Source organism: Massilia sp. Root418 (assembly GCF_001425265.1).
Classification (GTDB): domain Bacteria; phylum Pseudomonadota; class Gammaproteobacteria; order Burkholderiales; family Burkholderiaceae_D; genus Rugamonas.
This window is the reverse complement of the sequence record NZ_LMEC01000025.1, coordinates 300,156-318,496: the sequence shown is the minus strand read 5'-3', so window position 1 is coordinate 318,496 and position 18,341 is coordinate 300,156. Positions and strand designations below refer to the sequence as shown.

The window sequence follows — 18,341 nt, the reverse complement described above, 5'->3', positions numbered from 1 at the left end:
TGGTTTTCAAACGAGTTCCCTTATGCATTCAACCACAGGTGTTGCAATATGAACCTGGATCTCGGCAGCTTGTTCGGCGGCGGCAATCCGCCGCTGATCGGCGTGGACATCAGCACCTCCAGCGTGCGGGTGGTGGAACTGTCGCAGGCGGGCAGGGAGGGCTGGCGCCTGGAGCGCTATGCGGCCGAGCCGCTGCCGCGCGGCGCCGTGGTGGACGGCAATATCGAAAACATGGAGCAGGTGGTGGACGCGCTGCGCCGCGTGTGGAAAAAGAGCGGCACCCGCGCCAAGCTGGCCGCGCTGGGCATGCCGCCCGCCTCCGTCATCACCAAGAAGATCGTGCTGCCGGCCGGCATGGCCGAAGACCAGCTGGAAGTGCAGGTGGAATCCGAAGCGAGCCAGTACATTCCGTTCGCGCTGGACGAGGTCAGCCTGGACTTCGACGTGATCGGCCCGGCCCCCAACTCCCCCGAGGATATTGAAGTGATGCTGGCCGCCTCGCGCCGCGAAAAGGTGGAAGACCGCGTCGCCATCGCCGAGGCGTCCGGCCTGAAGGCCACCGTGATGGACGTGGAATCCTATGCCGCGCGCGCGGCGCTGGACCGCGTGCTGGTGCAGTTGCCCGAGGGCGGCGCCGGGCAGATCGTGGCGCTGTTCCAGATCGGCGCCCAGGTCACCCATATTTCAGTATTGCTGGACGGCGCCACCATCTACGAGCGCGAGGCGCCGTTCGGCGGCAATGCGCTGACCCAGGAAATCGTGCGCAGCTACGGCATGTCTTTCGACGAGGCCGAGTCGCGCAAGAAGTCCGGCGAGCTGCCGGACAACTATAGTGCCGAGATCCTCACCCCCTTCCTGGAAAGCGCCGCGCTGGAAGTGACGCGCGCCATCCAGTTCTTCTACACCTCCACCCCCTACACGCGGGTGGACCAGCTGTTCCTGGCCGGCGGCTGCGCCCTGATCCCCGGGCTGCTCGACATCGTGGCCAGCCGCAGCAAGATTTCCAGCGCCGTGATCTCGCCGTTCAAGGGCATGCAGCTGGGGCCGGGCGTGCGCGAGCAGGCGCTGCGCGCCGAAGCGCCGGCCTACCTGGTGGCCTGCGGCCTGGCCATGCGGAGGTTCGGCTGATGATCCATATCAATCTGCTGCCGCACCGCGAGGCCAAGCGCAGGCAAAAGAAGTCCGCTTTCTACGCGCTGCTGGTGCTGGGCGCGCTGGTCGGCGCGGCCATCGTGCTGGTGGTGGGCGGCTACAACGCGCGCGCCATCTCCATCCAGGAGCAGCGCAACAAGGTCATCAAGGATGCCATCGTGGTGCTGGACAAGAAAATCGCCGAGATCGCCACCCTGAAGCAGGAAATCCAGGCGCTGAAAGCGCGCCAGCAGGCCGTGGAGGATTTGCAGGGCGACCGCAACCAGCCGGTCTACCTGCTGGACGAACTGGTCAAGCAGACCCCGCCGGGCGTGTACCTGAAGGCCTTCAAGCAGGACGGCCAGAAGGTGACGCTGCTGGGCTACGCGCAGTCGCAGGAGCGCGTCTCGGAGCTGCTGCGCAATGTGGCCGGCGTTTCGCCCTGGCTGGAAAAGCCGGACCTGATTGAAGTGAAGTCCACCGGCCTGGGCCAGGGGCGGACCGCCAAGAAAGTAGTGGAATTCAACATGATCGTCAGTATCAAGCGCCCGCGCGACAAGGACAAGCCGGCCGATGGCAAACCAGACGGCAAGGGCGCCAAGCCCGGCGCCGTTGCAACGGCTGCGGCCGGAAGCTGAGGGCGGCCATGGCGATCGACCTGAAAGACGCAAGTGCCGCGCTGGCCGAGCAGTTCCGCGGGCTGAGCGGCCGCCATCCGGGCCAGTGGCCGCTGGCGCCGCGCATCCTGTGCGCGGTGGCCATGGTGGCGGCGGTGGCCGTGCTGGGCTATTTTGCCTACTGGAGCAGCCAGTTCGACACCCAGGAAGCGCTGGCGGCGGAAGAGCAGCGCCTGCGCGGCGAATACACCCTCAAGACCCAGCAGGCGGTCAACCTGGACGCGCTGCGCGCGCAGAAGCACCAGGTGGACCAGTACGTGGAGCGCCTGCAAAAGCAGCTGCCGAGCAAGGCCGAGATGGCCGCGCTGCTGTCGGACATCAACCAGGCCGGCCTCGGGCGCGGCCTGCAGTTCGAGCTGTTCAAGCCGGGCCAGGTGGTGGTGCGCGACTATTACGCCGAGCTGCCGATCGATATCAAGGTGACCGGCAACTACCATGACGTGGGCGCCTTCGCCAGCGACATGGCCAACCTGCCGCGCATCGTTACACTGAACAATATGGCGCTGACGGCCGGCAAGGACGGCAACCTGACCCTGGACGCGGTGGCCAAGACCTTCCGCTACCTGGACCCCGAGGAAGTGGCGGCGCAGCGCAAGGCCGCCGCCGACAAGAAAAAGGCGGCCAAAAAATGAGCATCCGCCATCTCATCGCCGCGCTGGCCGGCGCGCTGGTCCTGGCCGGCTGCGGCGACAGCAACGTGCAGGAAGTGCGCGACTGGATGAAGCAGGTCGACAGCTCGGCCCAGGTCGCCGTGACGCCGATCAGCGAACCCAAGACCTTCATTCCCTTCGCCTACGCGGCGCAGCAGGAAATCGACCCCTTCAGCCCCAACAAGCTGCTGGCCGAGCTGGCGCGGCTGGACCGCAAGCCGGGCGGCGGGCTCAAGCCGGACATGGACCGGCGCAAGGAATTCCTCGAAACCTTCCCGCTCGACACCGTCAAGATGGTGGGCACGCTGGAAAAGAGCAGGGTGATGTACGCCCTGCTGCAAGTGGATAAATCGGTGTACCAGGTGCGCGCCGGCCAGCACGTGGGCCAGAACTTCGGCCTCATCACCGGCATCACCGAGGATGCCGTGAACGTCAAGGAAATCGTCCAGGACGCCACCGGCGACTGGGTTGAGCGCATGTCGAAGCTGGAACTGCAGGAAAGCAAGGAGAACCACAAATGAAGCCCCTTAACACTGCCGCGTTCCAACGGCGCACTGCCGCGTTCCGCCAGCGGATGCCGGCCCCCGCGCTGGCTGCGCTGATGGCGATGGTCCCGCTGCTGGCGCTGTGCTGCGCCTTGCTGGCGCCGTCCCGCGCGCTGGCCCAGCCGGGCAACGCCATCGAGTCCATCACCACCAACCAGCAGGGCGCCAACGTGATCGTCAAGATCGCACTGAAGAATGCGCCGGAAAAATTGCCGATCGGCTTTGCCATCACCAGCCCGCCGCGCATCGCGCTCGACTTCGGCGCCACCGTCAACGCCACCGGCAAGACCACCCAGGACATCAACCAGGGCGAGCTGCGCAGCGTAAACGTGGTGCAGGCCGGCGAACGCTCGCGCCTGGTGTTCAACCTGAAGCGCAGCCTGAACTACGCTACCGCCATCGACGGCAACGCCGTCATCCTCACCATCGACGGTTCCGGCGGCCTGGCCACGGCGGTCGATGCCAAGGGCTTGCCGGTCAAGCCGGCCGCGCCGGCGCAGGCCGCGCTGCCGCCCGGCAAGCAGCAGCTGCGCGACCTGGACTTCCGCCGCGGCGCCAACGGCGAAGGCCGCGTGGTGGTGGACTTGCCCAACAGCCAGGTGGCGGTCGACGTGCGGCCCACCGCCGCCGGCCTGGTGATCGATTTCCTCAAGACCGGCCTGCCCGAATCGCTGCGCCGCCGCCTGGACGTGACCGACTTCGGCACGCCGGTGTCGCAGATCACCACCGTGCCGCAGGGCGACAACGTGCGCATGACCATCGACGCCAAGGGCCTGTGGGAACAGAGCGTGTACCAGAGCGACACCCAGCTGGTGGTGGACGTCAAGCCCATCAAGGAAGACCCCAACAAGCTGACCCAGGGCACCCAGGGCTACCGCGGCGAGAAGCTGTCGTTCAACTTCCAGAACGTGGAAGTGCGCGCCGCGCTGCAGGCGATTGCCGACATCTCCGGCCTGAACATCATCACCAGCGACAGCGTGGCCGGCAACCTGACCCTGCGCCTGAAGGAAGTGCCGTGGGACCAGGCGCTGGACGTGGTGCTGCAGGCCAAGGGCCTGGACATGCGCAAGAACGGTTCGGTGCTGTGGATCGCCCCCAAGGAAGAATTGCTGACCAAGGAAAAGCTGGAGCTGGAGCAGCGCGCCCAGATCGCCGACCTGGAGCCGCTGAAATCGGAAATCTTCCAGCTCAATTACCAGAAGGCGGAATCGTTCAAGACCGTGTTCGGCCTGGACAGCGGGGCCGACGCCAAGAACCGCGTGCTGTCGCGGCGCGGCAGCGCCATCATCGAGCCGCGCACCAACCAGCTGTTCGTCACCGACATCGCCTCCAAGCTGGACGATATCCGCAAGCTGATCGCCAAGACCGACATCGCCTCCAAGCAGGTGCTGATCGAAGCCCGCATTGTCGAAGCCAGCGATTCCTTCACCCGCAACCTGGGCGCCAAGCTGGGCTTTGCCGACATGCGCACCATCCGCGGCGGCGACTCGGGCTACCAGCTGGGCGGCGGCAACACCCGCATCGGCATCGGCGGCAACCTGACCGGCGTGGGCCAGACCACCGGCCAGGTCAGCATCGCCAACGCCAACGACAGCTTCAACAATACCCAGTTCGTCAACCTGCCGGCCGCGCCCATCAACGGCGCCGCCGCCGGCAGCCTGGCCATCAGCCTGTTCTCCTCGGCTGCCAACCGCTTCCTGAACCTGGAGCTGTCGGCGCTGGAGGCCGATGGCACCGGCAAGATCGTGTCCAGCCCGCGCGTGGTGACAGCCGACAAGGCGGTGGCCATCATCGAGCAGGGCCTGGAGCTGCCTTACCAGGTGGCCACCAGCAGCGGCGCCACCTCCATCGTGTTCCGCAAGGCCAACCTGCGCCTGGAAGTGACGCCGCAGATCACGCCGGACGGCAACGTGGTGATCGACGTGGACGTGAACAAGGACAGCGTGGGCCAGGAAACCCGGGCCGGCTTCGCCATCGACACCAAGCACGTGAAGACCCAGGTGATGGTCGACAACGGCGGCACGGTGGTGCTGGGCGGTATCTACCAGCAGATCGAGCGCAACACCGTGAGCAAGGTGCCGCTGCTGGGCGACGTGCCGGTGCTGGGCTATCTGTTCCGCACCGATTCGCGCACCAACGACAAGACGGAATTGCTGGTCTTTATCACGCCGAAGATTGTCGCCGAGCGGCTCTCGGCCCGATAATGTTGCCATTGAGGTTATCTATGTTTACAACGGAAAGCAGCATGATGAAAAAAATGAAACAATGGCTGGCCTTATCGCTGTGCGCCGGCCTGCTGGCCGCCTGCGGCGGCGGCGGCGGCAACCCCGGCAGCACCAACGGCGGCACCGGCACCACGCCGGGCAGCACTGCCAAGGTGACCAGCGTGGTGCTGGTGTCGAGCGCCGACACCATCGCCTCCTCCGGCGCGGACGGTACCGAAGTCACGCTGACCGTGGTGGTCAAGGACGCCAACAACAACGTCATGGCCGACCAGACCGTTGATTTCAAGGCCAGCTCGGGCGCCATCGCGGCCGCCACCCGCACCACCGACGCCAGCGGCACCGTGACCGCCAAGCTGAACACCAAGGGCGATAGCGCGCTGCGCACCATCACCATCACCGCCACCGCCGGCGGCGTCACCTCGGCCGAAAAGAAGATCCAGGTCGTGGCGGGCACGCCGGTGCAGGCGCCGTCCATGTCGCTGGCCTTGCTCAGCAGCAGCGGCGCGGCCAGCAATTCGCTCTCCAGCGTTGCCCCGCTGACCGCGCGCGCCACCGTGCGCGACAAGGACGGCAAGCCGGTGCCGAATGCGCTGGTGACCTTCGTGGCCAGCAGCTCGCTGGTGGCGTTCTCGCCGTCGGCCGGCACCACCCTGACCGACGCCAACGGCGTGGCCGACGCCACCATGCGTCCGGCCAGCCTGGTCGCCAGCGGCGCCGGCACCGTCACCGTCTCCTCCAGCGTGGATGGCGCGGCCGTGTCGGCTGCCGCCAACTTCACGGTGGGCGCCACCGACGTGGCGCTGAGCGCGCTGCGCCTGTCGCCGGGCAGCATCGGCGCCTACGGTTCCACCGTGATCTCGGTCGACGTGCTGGCCGGTGCGGTCAAGTACACCGAGCAGCAGATGAATATTTCCTTCAGCTCGGCCTGCGTCACCGCCGGCAAGGCCACGCTGGCCTCCAGCGCACCGACCAGCAACGGCACCGCGCAGGTGGTGTTCCGCGACCAGGGCTGCGGCAACAACGACGTGATCACCGCCACCCTCAACAGCGGCTCGTCGACCCCGAAATCGGTCACCGCCAACCTGGCCATCGCCAGCCCGGCCGCCGCCTCGATCCAGTTCGTCGGCGCCACCCCGGTCAACCAGTCCATCGTCATCAAGGGCAAGGGCGGCTTCGGCCGTACCGAGACCGCCACGCTGACCTTCCGCGTGGTGGACATCTTCGGCAAGCCGCTGGCGGCCCAGCTGGTCAACTTCACCACCGCCTCGCCGGACGTGACCATCAACAAGACCAGCGACAGCACCGACGCCAACGGCGACGTCATCATGACCGTCAACTCCGGCACCAAGGCCACCTCGTTCCGCGTGCAGGCCACCCTGGCCAGCAATCCCAGCGTGTCGACCCTGTCCGATTCCATCGTCGTCACCACCGGCGCGGCGGTGCAGCAAGCGTTCTCGCTGAGCGTGGGCAGCCCGAACGTGGAAGGCTGGACCTTCGACAGCGGCCCGGTTACGCCGGCCACCAGCGTCAGCATCATGGTGGCGGACGGCTTCGGCAATCCGGTGCCGGACGGCTTGCCGGTGGTGTTCCAGAGCAACCTGGCCTCGGTGGGCTCGTCCAGCAAGGGCGCCTGCAACACCGTCAACGGCGGCTGCTCGGTGGACTTCCGCACCCAGAACCCGCGCACGGCCCCGGCCAACACGCCCGCCACGCCGTGCAATACCGGCAGCGCCGCCGGCGTGAGCAACGACAGTACCCGCACCGGCCTGGCCTCGATCTGCGCCAGCACCACCGACGGCGTGACCACCTTGTTCTCGAAGATAGGCATCTTCCTGAGCGGCAGCTTCGCCGACAATGTGTGGTTCGCCGACACCGCCAGCCCGACGCCGGTCCGCCTGACCGGCGCCGAATACGACCTGGGCACCGTGGGCGCCAACGATTCGCGCGTGTTCACGCTGCAGATCAACGACATCAACAACAACCCCATGCCGGCCGGCACCCGGGTGGACATTTCCAACCCGGTCAACGCGGCCGCCACGGGTGTGTCGCCCAGCACGGTGCAAAACGTGTTCGCCCACATCGCCAGCGGCGATGCCAGCAGCGGCACCGGCATCGACAACAACAGCATCCGCCAGGGCTCCTTCCACACGGTGACGGTGGGCAGCGTGCAGCCCAAACCTTGCCTGACGGCACTAAATGCAACTTTCAACGTGACTATCACCACGCCACGCAACAATGTGACCAGTTATCCGTTTAAACTGCGGTTCAGCTGCCCGTAAGGAGGCGGCTGCGGCACCGGCCCCGGCCGGTGCCCGCTTAACCGAACATTGGATCATAGTGGCTGATACTTACGGCAGTAATATATTTCTGGTCGGACTGATGGGGGCGGGAAAGACCACCATAGGCCGCATCCTTGCCCGCAAACTGGGCCTGACCTTCGTCGACTCGGACCACGAGATCGAGGCCCGCACCGGCGCCTCCATTCCGTGGATCTTCGAGATCGAGGGGGAAGCGAGCTTCCGCCGCCGGGAAGCCGACGTGATCCGCGAGCTGACCGCCCAGCAGGGCCTGGTGCTGGCCACCGGCGGCGGCGCCATCCTCAACCCGGACAGCCGCGCCCTGCTGCGCGAGCGCGGCACCGTGATCTACCTGCGCGCCAGCATCAACAGCATCCTGGCCCGCACCGCACACGACAAGAACCGCCCCCTGCTGCAGACGGCCGACCCGCGCAAAAAGCTGGAGGAACTGCTGGCCCAGCGCGAGCCGCTGTACGAGGAAATGGCCCACATCATCGTCGATACCGGCCGACCTAACGTACAATCGATGGTTCACTCAATTCTGAACCAGCTGGACGCGCTGGCTTGCCAGGCTGCGCCCAACTGTGTCACCACGGCACAATCATCGATGAACGAACAAACCACCATCCTCCTGAACGTCGAGCTGGGCGAGCGCAGCTACCCCATCTCCATCGGACCGTCGCTGCTGGCGGACGGCGCACTGCTGGCGCGCCATGTCACCGGCAGCAAGGTCGCCATCGTCACCAACACCACCGTCGCGCCGCTCTACCTGGACACCGTGCGCAGCGCGCTGCAGGCGCATGGCAAGGACATCATCGAGATCATCCTGCCGGACGGCGAAGAGTACAAGACCTGGAACAGCCTGATGACGGTGTTCGACACCCTGCTGGCGGCCAAGGCCGACCGCAAGACCACGCTGCTGGCGCTGGGCGGCGGCGTGATCGGCGACCTGACCGGCTACGCGGCCGCCAGCTATATGCGCGGCGTGGACTTCATCCAGGTGCCGACCACCTTGCTGAGCCAGGTCGATTCCTCGGTGGGCGGCAAGACCGGCATCAATCACCCGCTGGGCAAGAACATGATAGGCGCGTTCTACCAGCCGCGCGTGGTGATCGCCGACACCTCCACCCTGGAAACCCTGCCGGACCGCGAACTGTCGGCCGGCCTGGCCGAGGTGATCAAGCACGGCGCCATCATCGACGCGGAATTCTTCGACTGGATCGAAGCCAACATCGGCCTGCTGGTGGCGCGCGACAAGGGCGCGCTGGCCTACGCCATCGCGCGTTCCTGCGAAATCAAGGCCGACGTGGTGCGCCAGGACGAGCGCGAGGGCGGGCTGCGCGCCATTCTCAATTTCGGCCACACCTTCGGCCACGCCATTGAAAACGGCCTGGGCTACGGCAACTGGTTGCATGGCGAAGCGGTCGGCTGCGGCATGGTGATGGCGGCCGACCTGTCGCGCCGCATGGGCCTGGTCGACAAGGACACCGTGCAGCGCGTGCGCGCGCTGGTGGCCGCCGCCGGCCTGCCCACCGTGGCGCCGGACCTCGGCACCGCGCGCTGGCTGGAGCTGATGGAGGTGGACAAGAAGAACGAAGGCGGCGCCATCAAGTTCATCCTGCTGAAACCGCTGGGCAGCCCCAGCATCACCAACGCGCCGCAGGAACTGCTGCTGGAAACCCTGGCCGCCTGCGTACAGACGCAATGATGAGCAGCGAAGCCCACCTCGCCCCCTACGCCGTGCATTCGGACCAGGGCGTGGGGCGCCGCTACCCGGAAACCCCGCACGCCTCGCGCAGCCAGTACCAGCGCGACCGCGACCGCATCATTCACTCCACCGCCTTCCGGCGGCTGGAGTACAAGACCCAGGTCTTCCTCAACCACGAGGGCGACCTGTTCCGCACCCGCCTCACGCACAGCCTGGAAGTGGCGCAAGTGGGCCGCTCGCTCGCGCGCAACCTGCGCCTGAACGAGGACCTGGTGGAAGCGGTGGCGCTGGCGCACGACCTGGGCCACACGCCCTTCGGCCACGTGGGCCAGGACGTGCTGAACGAGTGCATGCAGGAGCACGGCGGCTTCGAGCACAACCTGCAAAGCCTGCGCGTGGTGGACACGCTGGAGGAGCAGTACGGCGCCTTCGACGGCCTGAACCTGATGTTCGAAACCCGCGAGGGCATCCTCAAGCACTGCTCGCTGGCCAACGCCCGGCTGCTGGGGCCGGTGGCGCAGCGCTTCATCGACCGCACCCAGCCTTCGCTGGAGGCGCAGCTGACCAACCTGGCCGACGAGATCGCCTACAACAGCCACGACATCGACGACGGCCTGCGCTCCGGCCTCATCACGATAGAACAGCTGGAGCAGGTGGATTTCTTCGCCCGCCTGTGGCATGACGTGCAGCGCGCGCATCCCGGCCTGAGCGGCCGGCGCGCCATCTATGAAACCCTGCGCCGCCTGATCACCGCGCTGGCCGACGACCTGCTGGCCACCTCCGGCCAGCTGCTGCTGGACGCCGCGCCGAAAAGCCTGGACGACGTGCGCCGGGCGCCGCCGCTGATCCGTTTCTCGGACCAGATGCGCAAGGACGCCACCGAGCTCAAGCGCTTCCTGCGCGCCAACCTGTACCGGCACTACAAGGTCAACCGCATGCGCGTGAAAGCCAGCCGCATCCTGCGCGAGCTGTTCGACGCCTTCATGGCCGACCCGGTGCTATTACCGCCCGACTACGTGGACGCCTCCGGCGACGCCACTGCGCAGGCGCGCAAAATCGCCGACTACATCGCCGGCATGACCGACCGCTACGCCATCCGCGAACACCGCCGCCTGTTCTCGCTCGAAGAACTGTAGGATCATCTGATCCGCATCAAGCCCCGTGCGCGGTCCGCTTGATAATCGTCCTTGCGCAGCGCATTATGAACAGGCGGAGGTGCGCCATGGACGAAGAAACCAAAGAGCGGTTCAATTCTGTAGATCGGCGGCTAGGTGCCTTGGAGGGTTTGGAGCCGCGGCTGCGCGTCGTTGAGCAGCACGTGGCAACCATCCTTTCCAACTATGCCACCAAAGCCGATGTGCTCGCGGTGCGGGAAGACATTGCCAAGCTGGAGGCGGCCATGCTGAGGTGGTTTCTCGCCACCACCATCAGCATCGCCACCGTGGCATTCAGCCTTGGCAAGCTGTTTGGCTAGAACATGCGCGCCTGGGCGGCTGCGCTGTCGCCCAGCAATTCCAGCAGCAGCTTCTTGATCGGCGCCGGCAGGGCGGCGTCGGCCACGCGGGAGGCGTCCAGCCAGACGTGACGGCCACCGGCGGCGAAGGGGACCCGCTTCGCCAGCGTCACCAGCAGCGGCGCGATGTGCAGCTTGTAGTGCGTGAACACATGCGTCACCGTCATCAGCCGCTCGTGCGATTCCATCTCCCCGAACATAGTCACCGCAGCCAGCAGCGCCGCCTCGTCCGCCGGCGGAATGTCGTCGTCCCCGGCCAGCGTGTGGCCGTCCAGCTCGGGCAGCGACAGCAGTCCGCCCCAGATCCCCGTGGCGGGCCGCTGCTCCAGCAGCACCTGGCCCCGGTCGATAAGCACCAGCATGGTGGCGTGCTTTTCCGGCGTGGCCTTCTTCGGCTTGCGCACCGGCAGCTCCTTGGTGCGGCCGGTGGCGAAGGCCACGCAGCGCGGCTGCATCGGGCAGCGGCCGCAGTCCGGGCTGCTGCGCGTGCACAGCGTGGCGCCCATGTCCATCAAGCCCTGCGTGTACGACTCGATGCCTTGCTCGGGCAGCAGCGCCTCGGCGCGCAGCCACATGGCCTGCTCCACCTTCTTTTCGCCCGGATAAGCGTCGATGCCGAACACGCGCGCGAACACGCGCTTGACGTTGCCATCCATGATGGCCGCGCGCGCGCCGCTGGAAAACGCGGCGATGGCGGCTGCCGTGGAGCGGCCGATGCCGGGCAGCTCGGCCAGCAGCGCCGGGTCGGACGGGAACACGCCGCCGTACTCGGCTACCACGCGCTGCGCGCACTTGTGCAGGTTGCGCGCGCGGGTGTAGTAGCCCAGGCCGCTCCACTGCGCCATCACGTCCTCCACCGGCGCCTCGGCCAGCGAACGCAGGGTGGGGAAGCGCTCCAGGAAGCGCGCGTAATAGCCCAGCACGGCCGATACCTGGGTCTGCTGCAGCATGATCTCGGACAGCCACACCAGGTAGGCGTCGCGCGTGTTCTGCCACGGCAGCGTGTGGCGGCCGTGCTGGTGTTGCCAGGCGATCAGGTCGGCGGAAAAGGTGGGATCGGTGTAATCCGCCGGGCTTTCAGGCGTGAGCGGATGGGTCAAACGTTTCATTCTGTTCCTTGTGTTGCGGCGGTGGTTGGCGGGTTACGGTGTGCCGCCTGACCCGCCCTACGGATGCACAGGCCCGTAGGGCGGGTCAGGAGCGCAGCGACGTAACCCGCCGTTACGCGGCGGCGTCGAGCGCCACGAACTCCGCGTGAATGGCGATGCTGATATTGCCCGAAAGCTCGGTGAGCCGCGCCTTGAGCTGTTCCAGTTCTCCCTGGCTGCGCTCGAAGGCTTCGATCTTCTGCTCCAGGCTGTCGGTCGCATCATGGATGCGCTGGATCGACGCCAGGCGGTGCTTGAGCTGGTCCTTGTGCTGGCGGATCTGCGCCTCCAGCGGCGCCATGATCACCTTCAGCCACGCTTCCGCGTCCGCATTGGCCGCCTTGAAGCAGCGCTTCACCGCCGACGCGATGGAGTCGAAGAAGCGCTCCATCAGCACCACGCGGCTGGTCATGAGCAAGGTCACGGTGCCGAACTGCGCATCATAAACGTCCTCGATATCGGCAATCTCGTCGCGGTAGCGGTCCAGCGAAAACGCCATCGGCGGCGCCAGCGTGAGCCCATGCTCGCTGGAGAACTTGCGGTACATTACCTCCATCATCTCGCGGATCTCGGTGGTCTTGTGCTCCGCGGCCTGCAAGTCGCGCTTGATGTTGTCGAAGAAGACCTTCACCGCCTCCCGCATGCCGGTGGAAAAGCGGCTGCGGTCCATGGCGGCGCGCACGCCCAGCACATGGTCACGCAGGATGTCCATGCCCAGGCTGGTGTACAGCTCGGTGGACAGGCGGGTGAACACCGCGCGCGTGGCCTGCAGCTTGAACAGGCTGCTGTCGAATTCCTTCTTCTCCACGTCGATGCGGCGCATCATGTGGGCCACCACGCTCTGGTTCTTGCCGCGCAGGCTTTTCAGCTCGTGCAGCTGCTCCATGATGCCGCGCAAGCGCGCCGCCACCAGCGCCTGCTGCGCACCGCTCAGCGTGCCCAGTTCGTGCGCCAGCTGCTTGCGCACGATCTCCTTCTTGGCCGGGATCAGCTCGTTGAACAGCGCCTTTTCCAGCAGGCCCAGGCGGCTCTTTTCCAGCAGCGCCGCATCGCTGTTGATCTTGCCCACCAGCGCCTTCTGCGCCGACACGGGAAACACCTGGCGCGGCTCCAGGGCCAGCATGTGCGCCGCATGCTCCTGCTGGCGCGCGATCTCGGCGTTCACCTCGGCGTCGCTGCGCAGCTCGTCCCACATGCTGTCGATCTTGTTGAGCACCACCAGGCGGCCCGCGCCGTTGCCGATGTGCTTGCGCCACACCTCGATGTCGCTCTTGGTCACGCCGGTGTCGGCCGCCAGGATGAACAGCACCGCGTGCGCGTGCGGGATCAGGTTCAGGGTCAGCTCCGGCTCGGTGCCGATGGCGTTCAGGCCCGGCGTGTCCAGGATCACCAGGCCCTGTTTGAGCAGCGGGTGCGGAAAGTTGATGATGGCGTGGCGCCACAGCGAAATTTCCACCAGGCCGTCGTCGTCCAGCGTCACCGGCATGTCCGGGTCGTCCTCGTCGTACAGGCCGTAGCGCTTGGCTTCCTCCACGCTCACGTGGCGCGTCAGGCTCACCTGGCGGAACACCTCGTGCATGGCGGCGGGGGCGTCCAGGTCCAGCGGCAGCATGGTCCAGGCCGATGCGTTGTCGCGGTAGTCGCTGGTGGACAGGTTCTCGGCCCGCGTTTCAATCGGCAGCAGGCGGATGCAGGCCGGCCAGGCCGGGTCGTACAGCAGTTCGGTGGGGCACATGGTGGTGCGGCCGGCCGCCGAGGGCAGGATGCGCTGGCCGTAATCGGCAAAGAAGATGGAGTTGATCAGTTCGGATTTGCCGCGCGAGAATTCGGCCACGAAGGCCACCGACAGCTTGTCGTCGGCCAGCCGCGCCAGGGTGCGTGCCACGCGCTGCTCGGTGGCCGCGTCGGCCAGCTCCACGCCGTGCAGCCACGCCTGGTACTGCTGCAGCGCCACCACCACGCCCTGGCGCCACGCACTGTACTGTTCAAGATCCCTGACCATGCTTCCCTCTTATTTCTGGCACTGCACACAATAGAAGGTGGAACGCTGTCCCTGCTTGACCTGGCGCACCGGGGTGCCGCACACGCGGCAAGGCATGCCGCTACGATCATAGACGAAATAGCTCTGCTGGAAGTAACCGGACTGGCCATTGACGCTGATAAAGTCGCGCAGCGTGCTGCCGCCCTGGACAATGGCCTCGGCCAGCACATCGCGGATGGCTTGCGCCAGCTTCTGGTAGCGCGCCAGGCTGATGCGGCGGGCCGGCGTCTTCGGATTGATGCCGGCGCGGAACAGGCTCTCCGAGCAGTAGATATTGCCTACGCCTACCACGATATCGCCCGCCAGCAGCACCTGCTTGACCGCGGCGCCGCGCGTGCGCGTCATGCGGTGCAGCAGCTCGCCCGTGAAGGCCGCTTCCAGCGGCTCCACGCCCAGGCCGCGCAGCAGCAGGTGTTCTTCCAGCGCGCCGTCCGCCCTGGCGTGCCACAGCACGGCGCCAAAGCGGCGCGGATCGGTCATGCGCAGCACCTGCGCGGCCTGTCCGGCCGCGTCCGCGTCCACCACGAGATCGAAATGGTCGTGCTTTTGCGGCGGAACGTCCGTCGGCAGCACGCGCAAATGGCCGGACATGCCGAGGTGGATGATCAGCGTGCCGTGCTCGAACTGCAGCAGCAGGTATTTGCCGCGCCGCCCGGTGGCCGCCACCTTGCGTCCCGCCAGCGCCTCTTCCAGGCCGGCCGGGAAGGGCCAGCGCAGCCCGCTGCGCCGCAGCACCACGCCGCGCACGGTGCGGCCTTCGATATGGGGCGCCACCCCGCGCCGGGTGACTTCGACTTCTGGCAATTCTGGCATGAATACTCTTAAATAAACTTCGTTACACCTGCAAACGGACGATGGCGGTGGCTTGGCGTAAAATCAGGGCTAGTTTCCGACCATCAGGACTATCCTTTGAAAAACGCACTCGTCATTGTAACCCTCTCCGCAGTGCTTTCCGCTTGCTCCGTTGTGCCGCAAAAACAGGCAGACGCGCCCGGCCAGCCCGCGCCGCCGGCGCCAGCCCAGGACACCCCGGCGGTGCAGGCGGTGGCTGCGGCGGCAGCCGTGCAAGCGACCGAGCCGCTGCCCAGCGTGGAGCTGACCAGCGACCTGTTCTACAAGCTCACCAAGGCGGAGCTGGACTTCAAGCGCGGCCAATGGCAGAGCGCCTATGTGACCATGATGGTGCTGGCCCAGCAGACGCGCGACCCGCGCTTAGCCCAGCGTTCGGCGGAAATGGCGCTGGCGGCCAAGCAGGGCGGCGAAGCCATGGCGGCCATCCGCCTGTGGCGCGAGCTGGCGCCGGAATCGGACGAGGCGGCGCAGTATTTCCTCGGCTTCTCGGTGCTGGGCGACGACCTGAGCGAAGCGGAGCAGGTGTTCGCGCAGCGCCTGAAGGCCGCGCCGGCCAATTCGCGCGGCCTGGCCATGTTCCAGATGCAGCAGTTCCTGCTGCGCGCCAAGGACAAGGCCGCCGCCTTTGCGCTGATGGAGCGCGTGCTGGCGCCGTACGGCCAATCGCTGGAGTCCCATCTGGTGCTGGCCCAGGGCGCCCACGCCAACGGCGACGCCGAACGCGCCGCCAGGGAAGCGCAGCAGGCCATGCGCATCAAACCCGATTCCGAGCTGGCCCTGCTGACCATGGCGCAAGTGACGCCGGACGCGGACGCCGTGACCAAGATGGTGAACGCCTTCCTGGCCAAATACCCCAATTCGCGCGAAGTGCGCTCGGCCTACGCGCGCATGCTGGTGGAGCAGAAGCAGTACGACCGGGCGCGCGAGCAGTTCCAGCTCCTGCTCAAGAGCCAGCCCGACAACCCCGCCACCTTGTACGCGCTGGGCATCATGTCCATGCAGGGCAACGACGTGGCCGCCGCGGAGGGCTATTTCAAGCATTTCGTGGAAGTGGTGGACAAGGAGGGCGGCGACGAGCGCGACCCGACCAAGGCCCTGCTGATCCTGTCCCAGATCGCCGAGGAGCGCGGCGACTACGCCGCCGCCCAGGCCTGGCTGGAACAGATCGACAGCGGCGAGCCGCGCCTGCTGCTGACCGTGAAGCTCAAGCGCGCCCAGCTGGCCGCCCGCATGGGCGACCTGGACGGCGGCCGCAAGCAGCTGGCCGACATCAAGAGCGAGGATCCGGCCGAACTGGCCCAGGTGGCGCAGACCGACGCCCAGCTGCTGCGCGACGCGGGCCGCGGCAACGATGCCTACGCCGTGCTGGAAGACGGCGTGCTGCGCTATCCGAACAGCCCGGACCTGCTGTACGACTTCGCCCTGGCGGCCGAGAAGCTGGGCAAGACGGAGCTGATGGAAACCAGCTTGCGCAAGGTGATGGAGATCGCGCCGGACAACCACCACGCCTACAACGCGCTGGGCTACTCGCTGGCCGACCGCAACCAGCGCCTGGACGAAGCCTACACCTTGGTGGAGAAGGCCCTGCAAATGGCGCCCAACGATCCCTTCATCATGGACAGCATGGGCTGGGTGCAGTACCGCCAGGGCCGCCTGAAGGAAGCCGAGGCGACACTGCGCCAAGCCTACACCCTGCGCAACGATCCCGAGATCGCCGTGCACCTGGGCGAAGTGCTGTGGGCGCAGGGCGACCAGGGCGGCGCGCAAAAACTGTGGCGCGAGGCGCGCGCCAAGGACCCGCAGAACGACGCGCTGAAAAGCACGTTGGCGCGCCTGAATACGAGCCTGTGATGCGCAGCGCATCCATAGCCATGATGATGAGCGCGGCCGGCCTGAGCCTGCTGCTGGGCGGCTGCGCCAGCCTGGGCGGGGCGCCGCGCGGCGCCGCGGCCACCGTGCCGCCGGCCCCCGGCGCGGCCGTCGCGCCCTACCGCGACACGCTGGAACTGGCCGGCAAGCTGTCCGTCACCTACAGCCGGGACGGCAAGCAGGATGCCAGCCATGTGCGCTTCACCTGGGAACAGAGCCCGGACCGCACCGACGTCGCCATTACCGCCCCGCCGCTGTACCAGACCGTGGCCACCATCAGCGTGACGCCGCAGGAAGCGGTGCTCACCGAGAGCGGCAAGCCGCCGCGCCGCGCGCCCGACATCGGCGCGCTGAGCGCGCAAACGCTGGGCTGGACTTTGCCGGTGGCCGGCCTGCGCGAATGGCTGCAGGGCTACGCCACCACGGCCGGCGGCCGGCGCTTCGTAGCCACCCCGGCCGCCAACACCGTCACCACCGCCGACGGCTGGCGCATCACCTATGTGACCTGGCAGGACGGCGCCCCCGGCGCGCCGCCGCGGCCCAAGCGCATCGACGCCGAGCACGGCGCGGTCGGCCAGCTGGACGAGATGGCCATCCGCATTGTCCTCGACGCACCCCAATAGCCATCACCGCAAGCGACCTTAGCGCATGACCGAACTGAATAACCTGCCGGCCCCGGCCAAACTGAATCTGTTTTTGCACGTGAACGGGCGCCGTGCCGACGGCTACCACCTGCTGCAGACCGCCTTCCAGCTGATCGACCGCAGCGACGTGCTGCACATCCGCGTGCGCGCGGACGGCCAGCTGCGCCGCACCAACGATATTCCCGGCGTGCCGGAGCAGCAGGACCTGGTGATCCGCGCGGCCAGGCTGCTGCAGGCCGAAGCGCAGCGCCGCAGCGGCGTGCTGCACGGCGCCGATATCACGGTGGAGAAGGTGCTGCCCATGGGCGGCGGCCTGGGCGGCGGCTCGTCCGACGCGGCCACCACGCTGATGGCGCTGAACGCGCTGTGGAACGCCGGCTTGAGCCAGGTGGAGCTGATGGCGCTGGGCCTGCCGCTGGGCGCGGACATCCCGTTCTTTATCTACGGCCAGACTGCCTTTGCCGAAGGCGTGGGCGAAGCGCTGCAGCCGCTGGAGGCGCCGGACTGTTGGTATGTTGTTATCGAGCCCGGCGTGGGGGTGCCCACGGCGGAAATATTTTGCTCGGAGTATTTGACAAGGAACACCGAGCCTATCATAATAACGGACTTTTCCAGCCACTACGAAAATCGAAAAGATTTGAAGCAGTTTGGCAAGAATGATTTGCAACAAGTAGCGTCCAGTATTTACCCGCCGGTGGCAAAGGCGATAGAATGGCTGGGAGCTTACGGAGATGCCAGGATGACTGGTTCCGGTGCTTGTGTGTTTTGTGCCTTTGCAGATGAAGGCCAGGCCGATGCGGTACTCGAAAGAGCGCAGGGTGTCTGGACTGCCTGGAAGGCCAAAGCGCTGAAGCGGCATCCGGTCTTCAAGATGTTGTGATGGAAAAAAAGATTTTGCTTTTCGTTAGTTCGGTAGTATAATAATCGCCGTCGTAACGACAAGCAGCAAGTTACAGCAGGGGAATCGCCAAGCTGGTTAAGGCACTGGATTTTGATTCCAGCATACCAAGGTTCGAATCCTTGTTCCCCTGCCACTCATTT

Annotated in this window: 15 protein-coding genes and 1 tRNA gene; 13 read left to right on the top strand and 3 right to left on the bottom strand. The window is 66.5% G+C overall.

The genetic code is table 11. The features are described from left to right. Positions 1 to 48: 48 nt before the first annotated feature. From ASC94_RS28185 to ASC94_RS28145, 9 genes are all read left to right on the top strand, one after another. A complete protein-coding gene (locus ASC94_RS28185; RefSeq protein WP_056404213.1) occupies positions 49 to 1,128 on the top strand; it encodes a pilus assembly protein PilM in 1,080 nt (359 codons plus the stop codon). Next, positions 1,128 to 1,769 (top strand): PilN domain-containing protein, encoded by a 642-nt coding sequence (locus ASC94_RS28180; protein WP_056404211.1) that lies wholly within the window; start codon positions 1,128 to 1,130, stop codon positions 1,767 to 1,769. The genes ASC94_RS28185 and ASC94_RS28180 overlap by 1 nt, the downstream gene beginning before the upstream one ends. 8 nt (positions 1,770 to 1,777) lie before the next feature. After that, positions 1,778 to 2,440 (top strand): type 4a pilus biogenesis protein PilO, encoded by a 663-nt coding sequence (locus ASC94_RS28175; RefSeq protein ID WP_056404209.1) that lies wholly within the window; start codon positions 1,778 to 1,780, stop codon positions 2,438 to 2,440. Continuing rightward, complete coding sequence (locus ASC94_RS28170; RefSeq protein ID WP_056404207.1) at positions 2,437 to 2,979, top strand: pilus assembly protein PilP; 543 nt, start codon at positions 2,437 to 2,439, stop codon at positions 2,977 to 2,979. Before ASC94_RS28175 ends, ASC94_RS28170 begins: the two co-directional genes overlap by 4 nt. An 86-nt stretch (positions 2,980 to 3,065) precedes the next feature. Beyond that, positions 3,066 to 5,207: a type IV pilus secretin PilQ gene (gene pilQ, locus ASC94_RS28165; RefSeq protein WP_157201628.1), complete on the top strand. Its 2,142-nt coding sequence runs from the start codon at positions 3,066 to 3,068 to the stop codon at positions 5,205 to 5,207. 41 nt (positions 5,208 to 5,248) lie between these two features. Then, positions 5,249 to 7,507 (top strand): Ig-like domain-containing protein, encoded by a 2,259-nt coding sequence (locus tag ASC94_RS28160; protein WP_056404205.1) that lies wholly within the window; start codon positions 5,249 to 5,251, stop codon positions 7,505 to 7,507. A 100-nt stretch (positions 7,508 to 7,607) separates the two neighbouring features. Beyond that, entirely contained in the window at positions 7,608 to 9,233 is a 1,626-nt protein-coding gene (gene aroKB, locus ASC94_RS28155; protein ID WP_056404203.1) for a bifunctional shikimate kinase/3-dehydroquinate synthase AroKB, read from the top strand. Beyond that, on the top strand, positions 9,233 to 10,369 hold the full coding sequence (locus ASC94_RS28150; protein ID WP_056404201.1) for a deoxyguanosinetriphosphate triphosphohydrolase: 1,137 nt from the start codon (positions 9,233 to 9,235) through the stop codon (positions 10,367 to 10,369). The genes aroKB and ASC94_RS28150 overlap by 1 nt, the downstream gene beginning before the upstream one ends. 86 nt (positions 10,370 to 10,455) lie before the next feature. Further along, complete coding sequence (locus ASC94_RS28145) at positions 10,456 to 10,707, top strand: hypothetical protein (protein WP_157201620.1); 252 nt, start codon at positions 10,456 to 10,458, stop codon at positions 10,705 to 10,707. Here ASC94_RS28145 and mutY read toward each other — a convergent pair. The 3 genes from mutY to mutM form a co-directional block, all read right to left on the bottom strand. After that, positions 10,704 to 11,855 carry an A/G-specific adenine glycosylase gene (gene mutY / locus ASC94_RS28140; protein WP_056404196.1) on the bottom strand — a complete coding sequence of 384 codons (1,152 nt, stop codon included), beginning with the start codon at positions 11,853 to 11,855 and terminating at the stop codon, positions 10,704 to 10,706. The genes ASC94_RS28145 and mutY overlap by 4 nt on opposite strands. A 112-nt stretch (positions 11,856 to 11,967) precedes the next feature. Then, positions 11,968 to 13,896, bottom strand: coding sequence for a dynamin family protein (locus ASC94_RS28135; protein ID WP_056404194.1), 1,929 nt, complete (start codon positions 13,894 to 13,896; stop codon positions 11,968 to 11,970). A 9-nt stretch (positions 13,897 to 13,905) separates the two neighbouring features. After that, positions 13,906 to 14,748 (bottom strand): bifunctional DNA-formamidopyrimidine glycosylase/DNA-(apurinic or apyrimidinic site) lyase, encoded by an 843-nt coding sequence (gene mutM, locus ASC94_RS28130; RefSeq protein WP_056404191.1) that lies wholly within the window; start codon positions 14,746 to 14,748, stop codon positions 13,906 to 13,908. A 153-nt stretch (positions 14,749 to 14,901) separates the two neighbouring features. Between mutM and ASC94_RS28125 the strand changes: the two genes are divergently transcribed. From ASC94_RS28125 to ASC94_RS28110, 4 genes are all read left to right on the top strand, one after another. After that, the gene (locus ASC94_RS28125) at positions 14,902 to 16,638 is read left to right on the top strand and encodes a tetratricopeptide repeat protein (protein ID WP_229417438.1); all 1,737 of its coding nucleotides are present in this window, start codon (positions 14,902 to 14,904) and stop codon (positions 16,636 to 16,638) included. After that, positions 16,638 to 17,279 carry an outer membrane lipoprotein LolB gene (locus ASC94_RS28120; protein ID WP_229417437.1) on the top strand — a complete coding sequence of 214 codons (642 nt, stop codon included), beginning with the start codon at positions 16,638 to 16,640 and terminating at the stop codon, positions 17,277 to 17,279. The genes ASC94_RS28125 and ASC94_RS28120 overlap by 1 nt, the downstream gene beginning before the upstream one ends. Before the next feature lie 25 nt (positions 17,280 to 17,304). After that, the gene (gene ispE, locus ASC94_RS28115; protein WP_056404187.1) at positions 17,305 to 18,180 is read left to right on the top strand and encodes a 4-(cytidine 5'-diphospho)-2-C-methyl-D-erythritol kinase; all 876 of its coding nucleotides are present in this window, start codon (positions 17,305 to 17,307) and stop codon (positions 18,178 to 18,180) included. A gap of 77 nt (positions 18,181 to 18,257) precedes the next feature. Further along, a tRNA-Gln gene (locus tag ASC94_RS28110) sits at positions 18,258 to 18,334 on the top strand. The last annotated feature ends 7 nt before the right edge of the window (positions 18,335 to 18,341 follow it).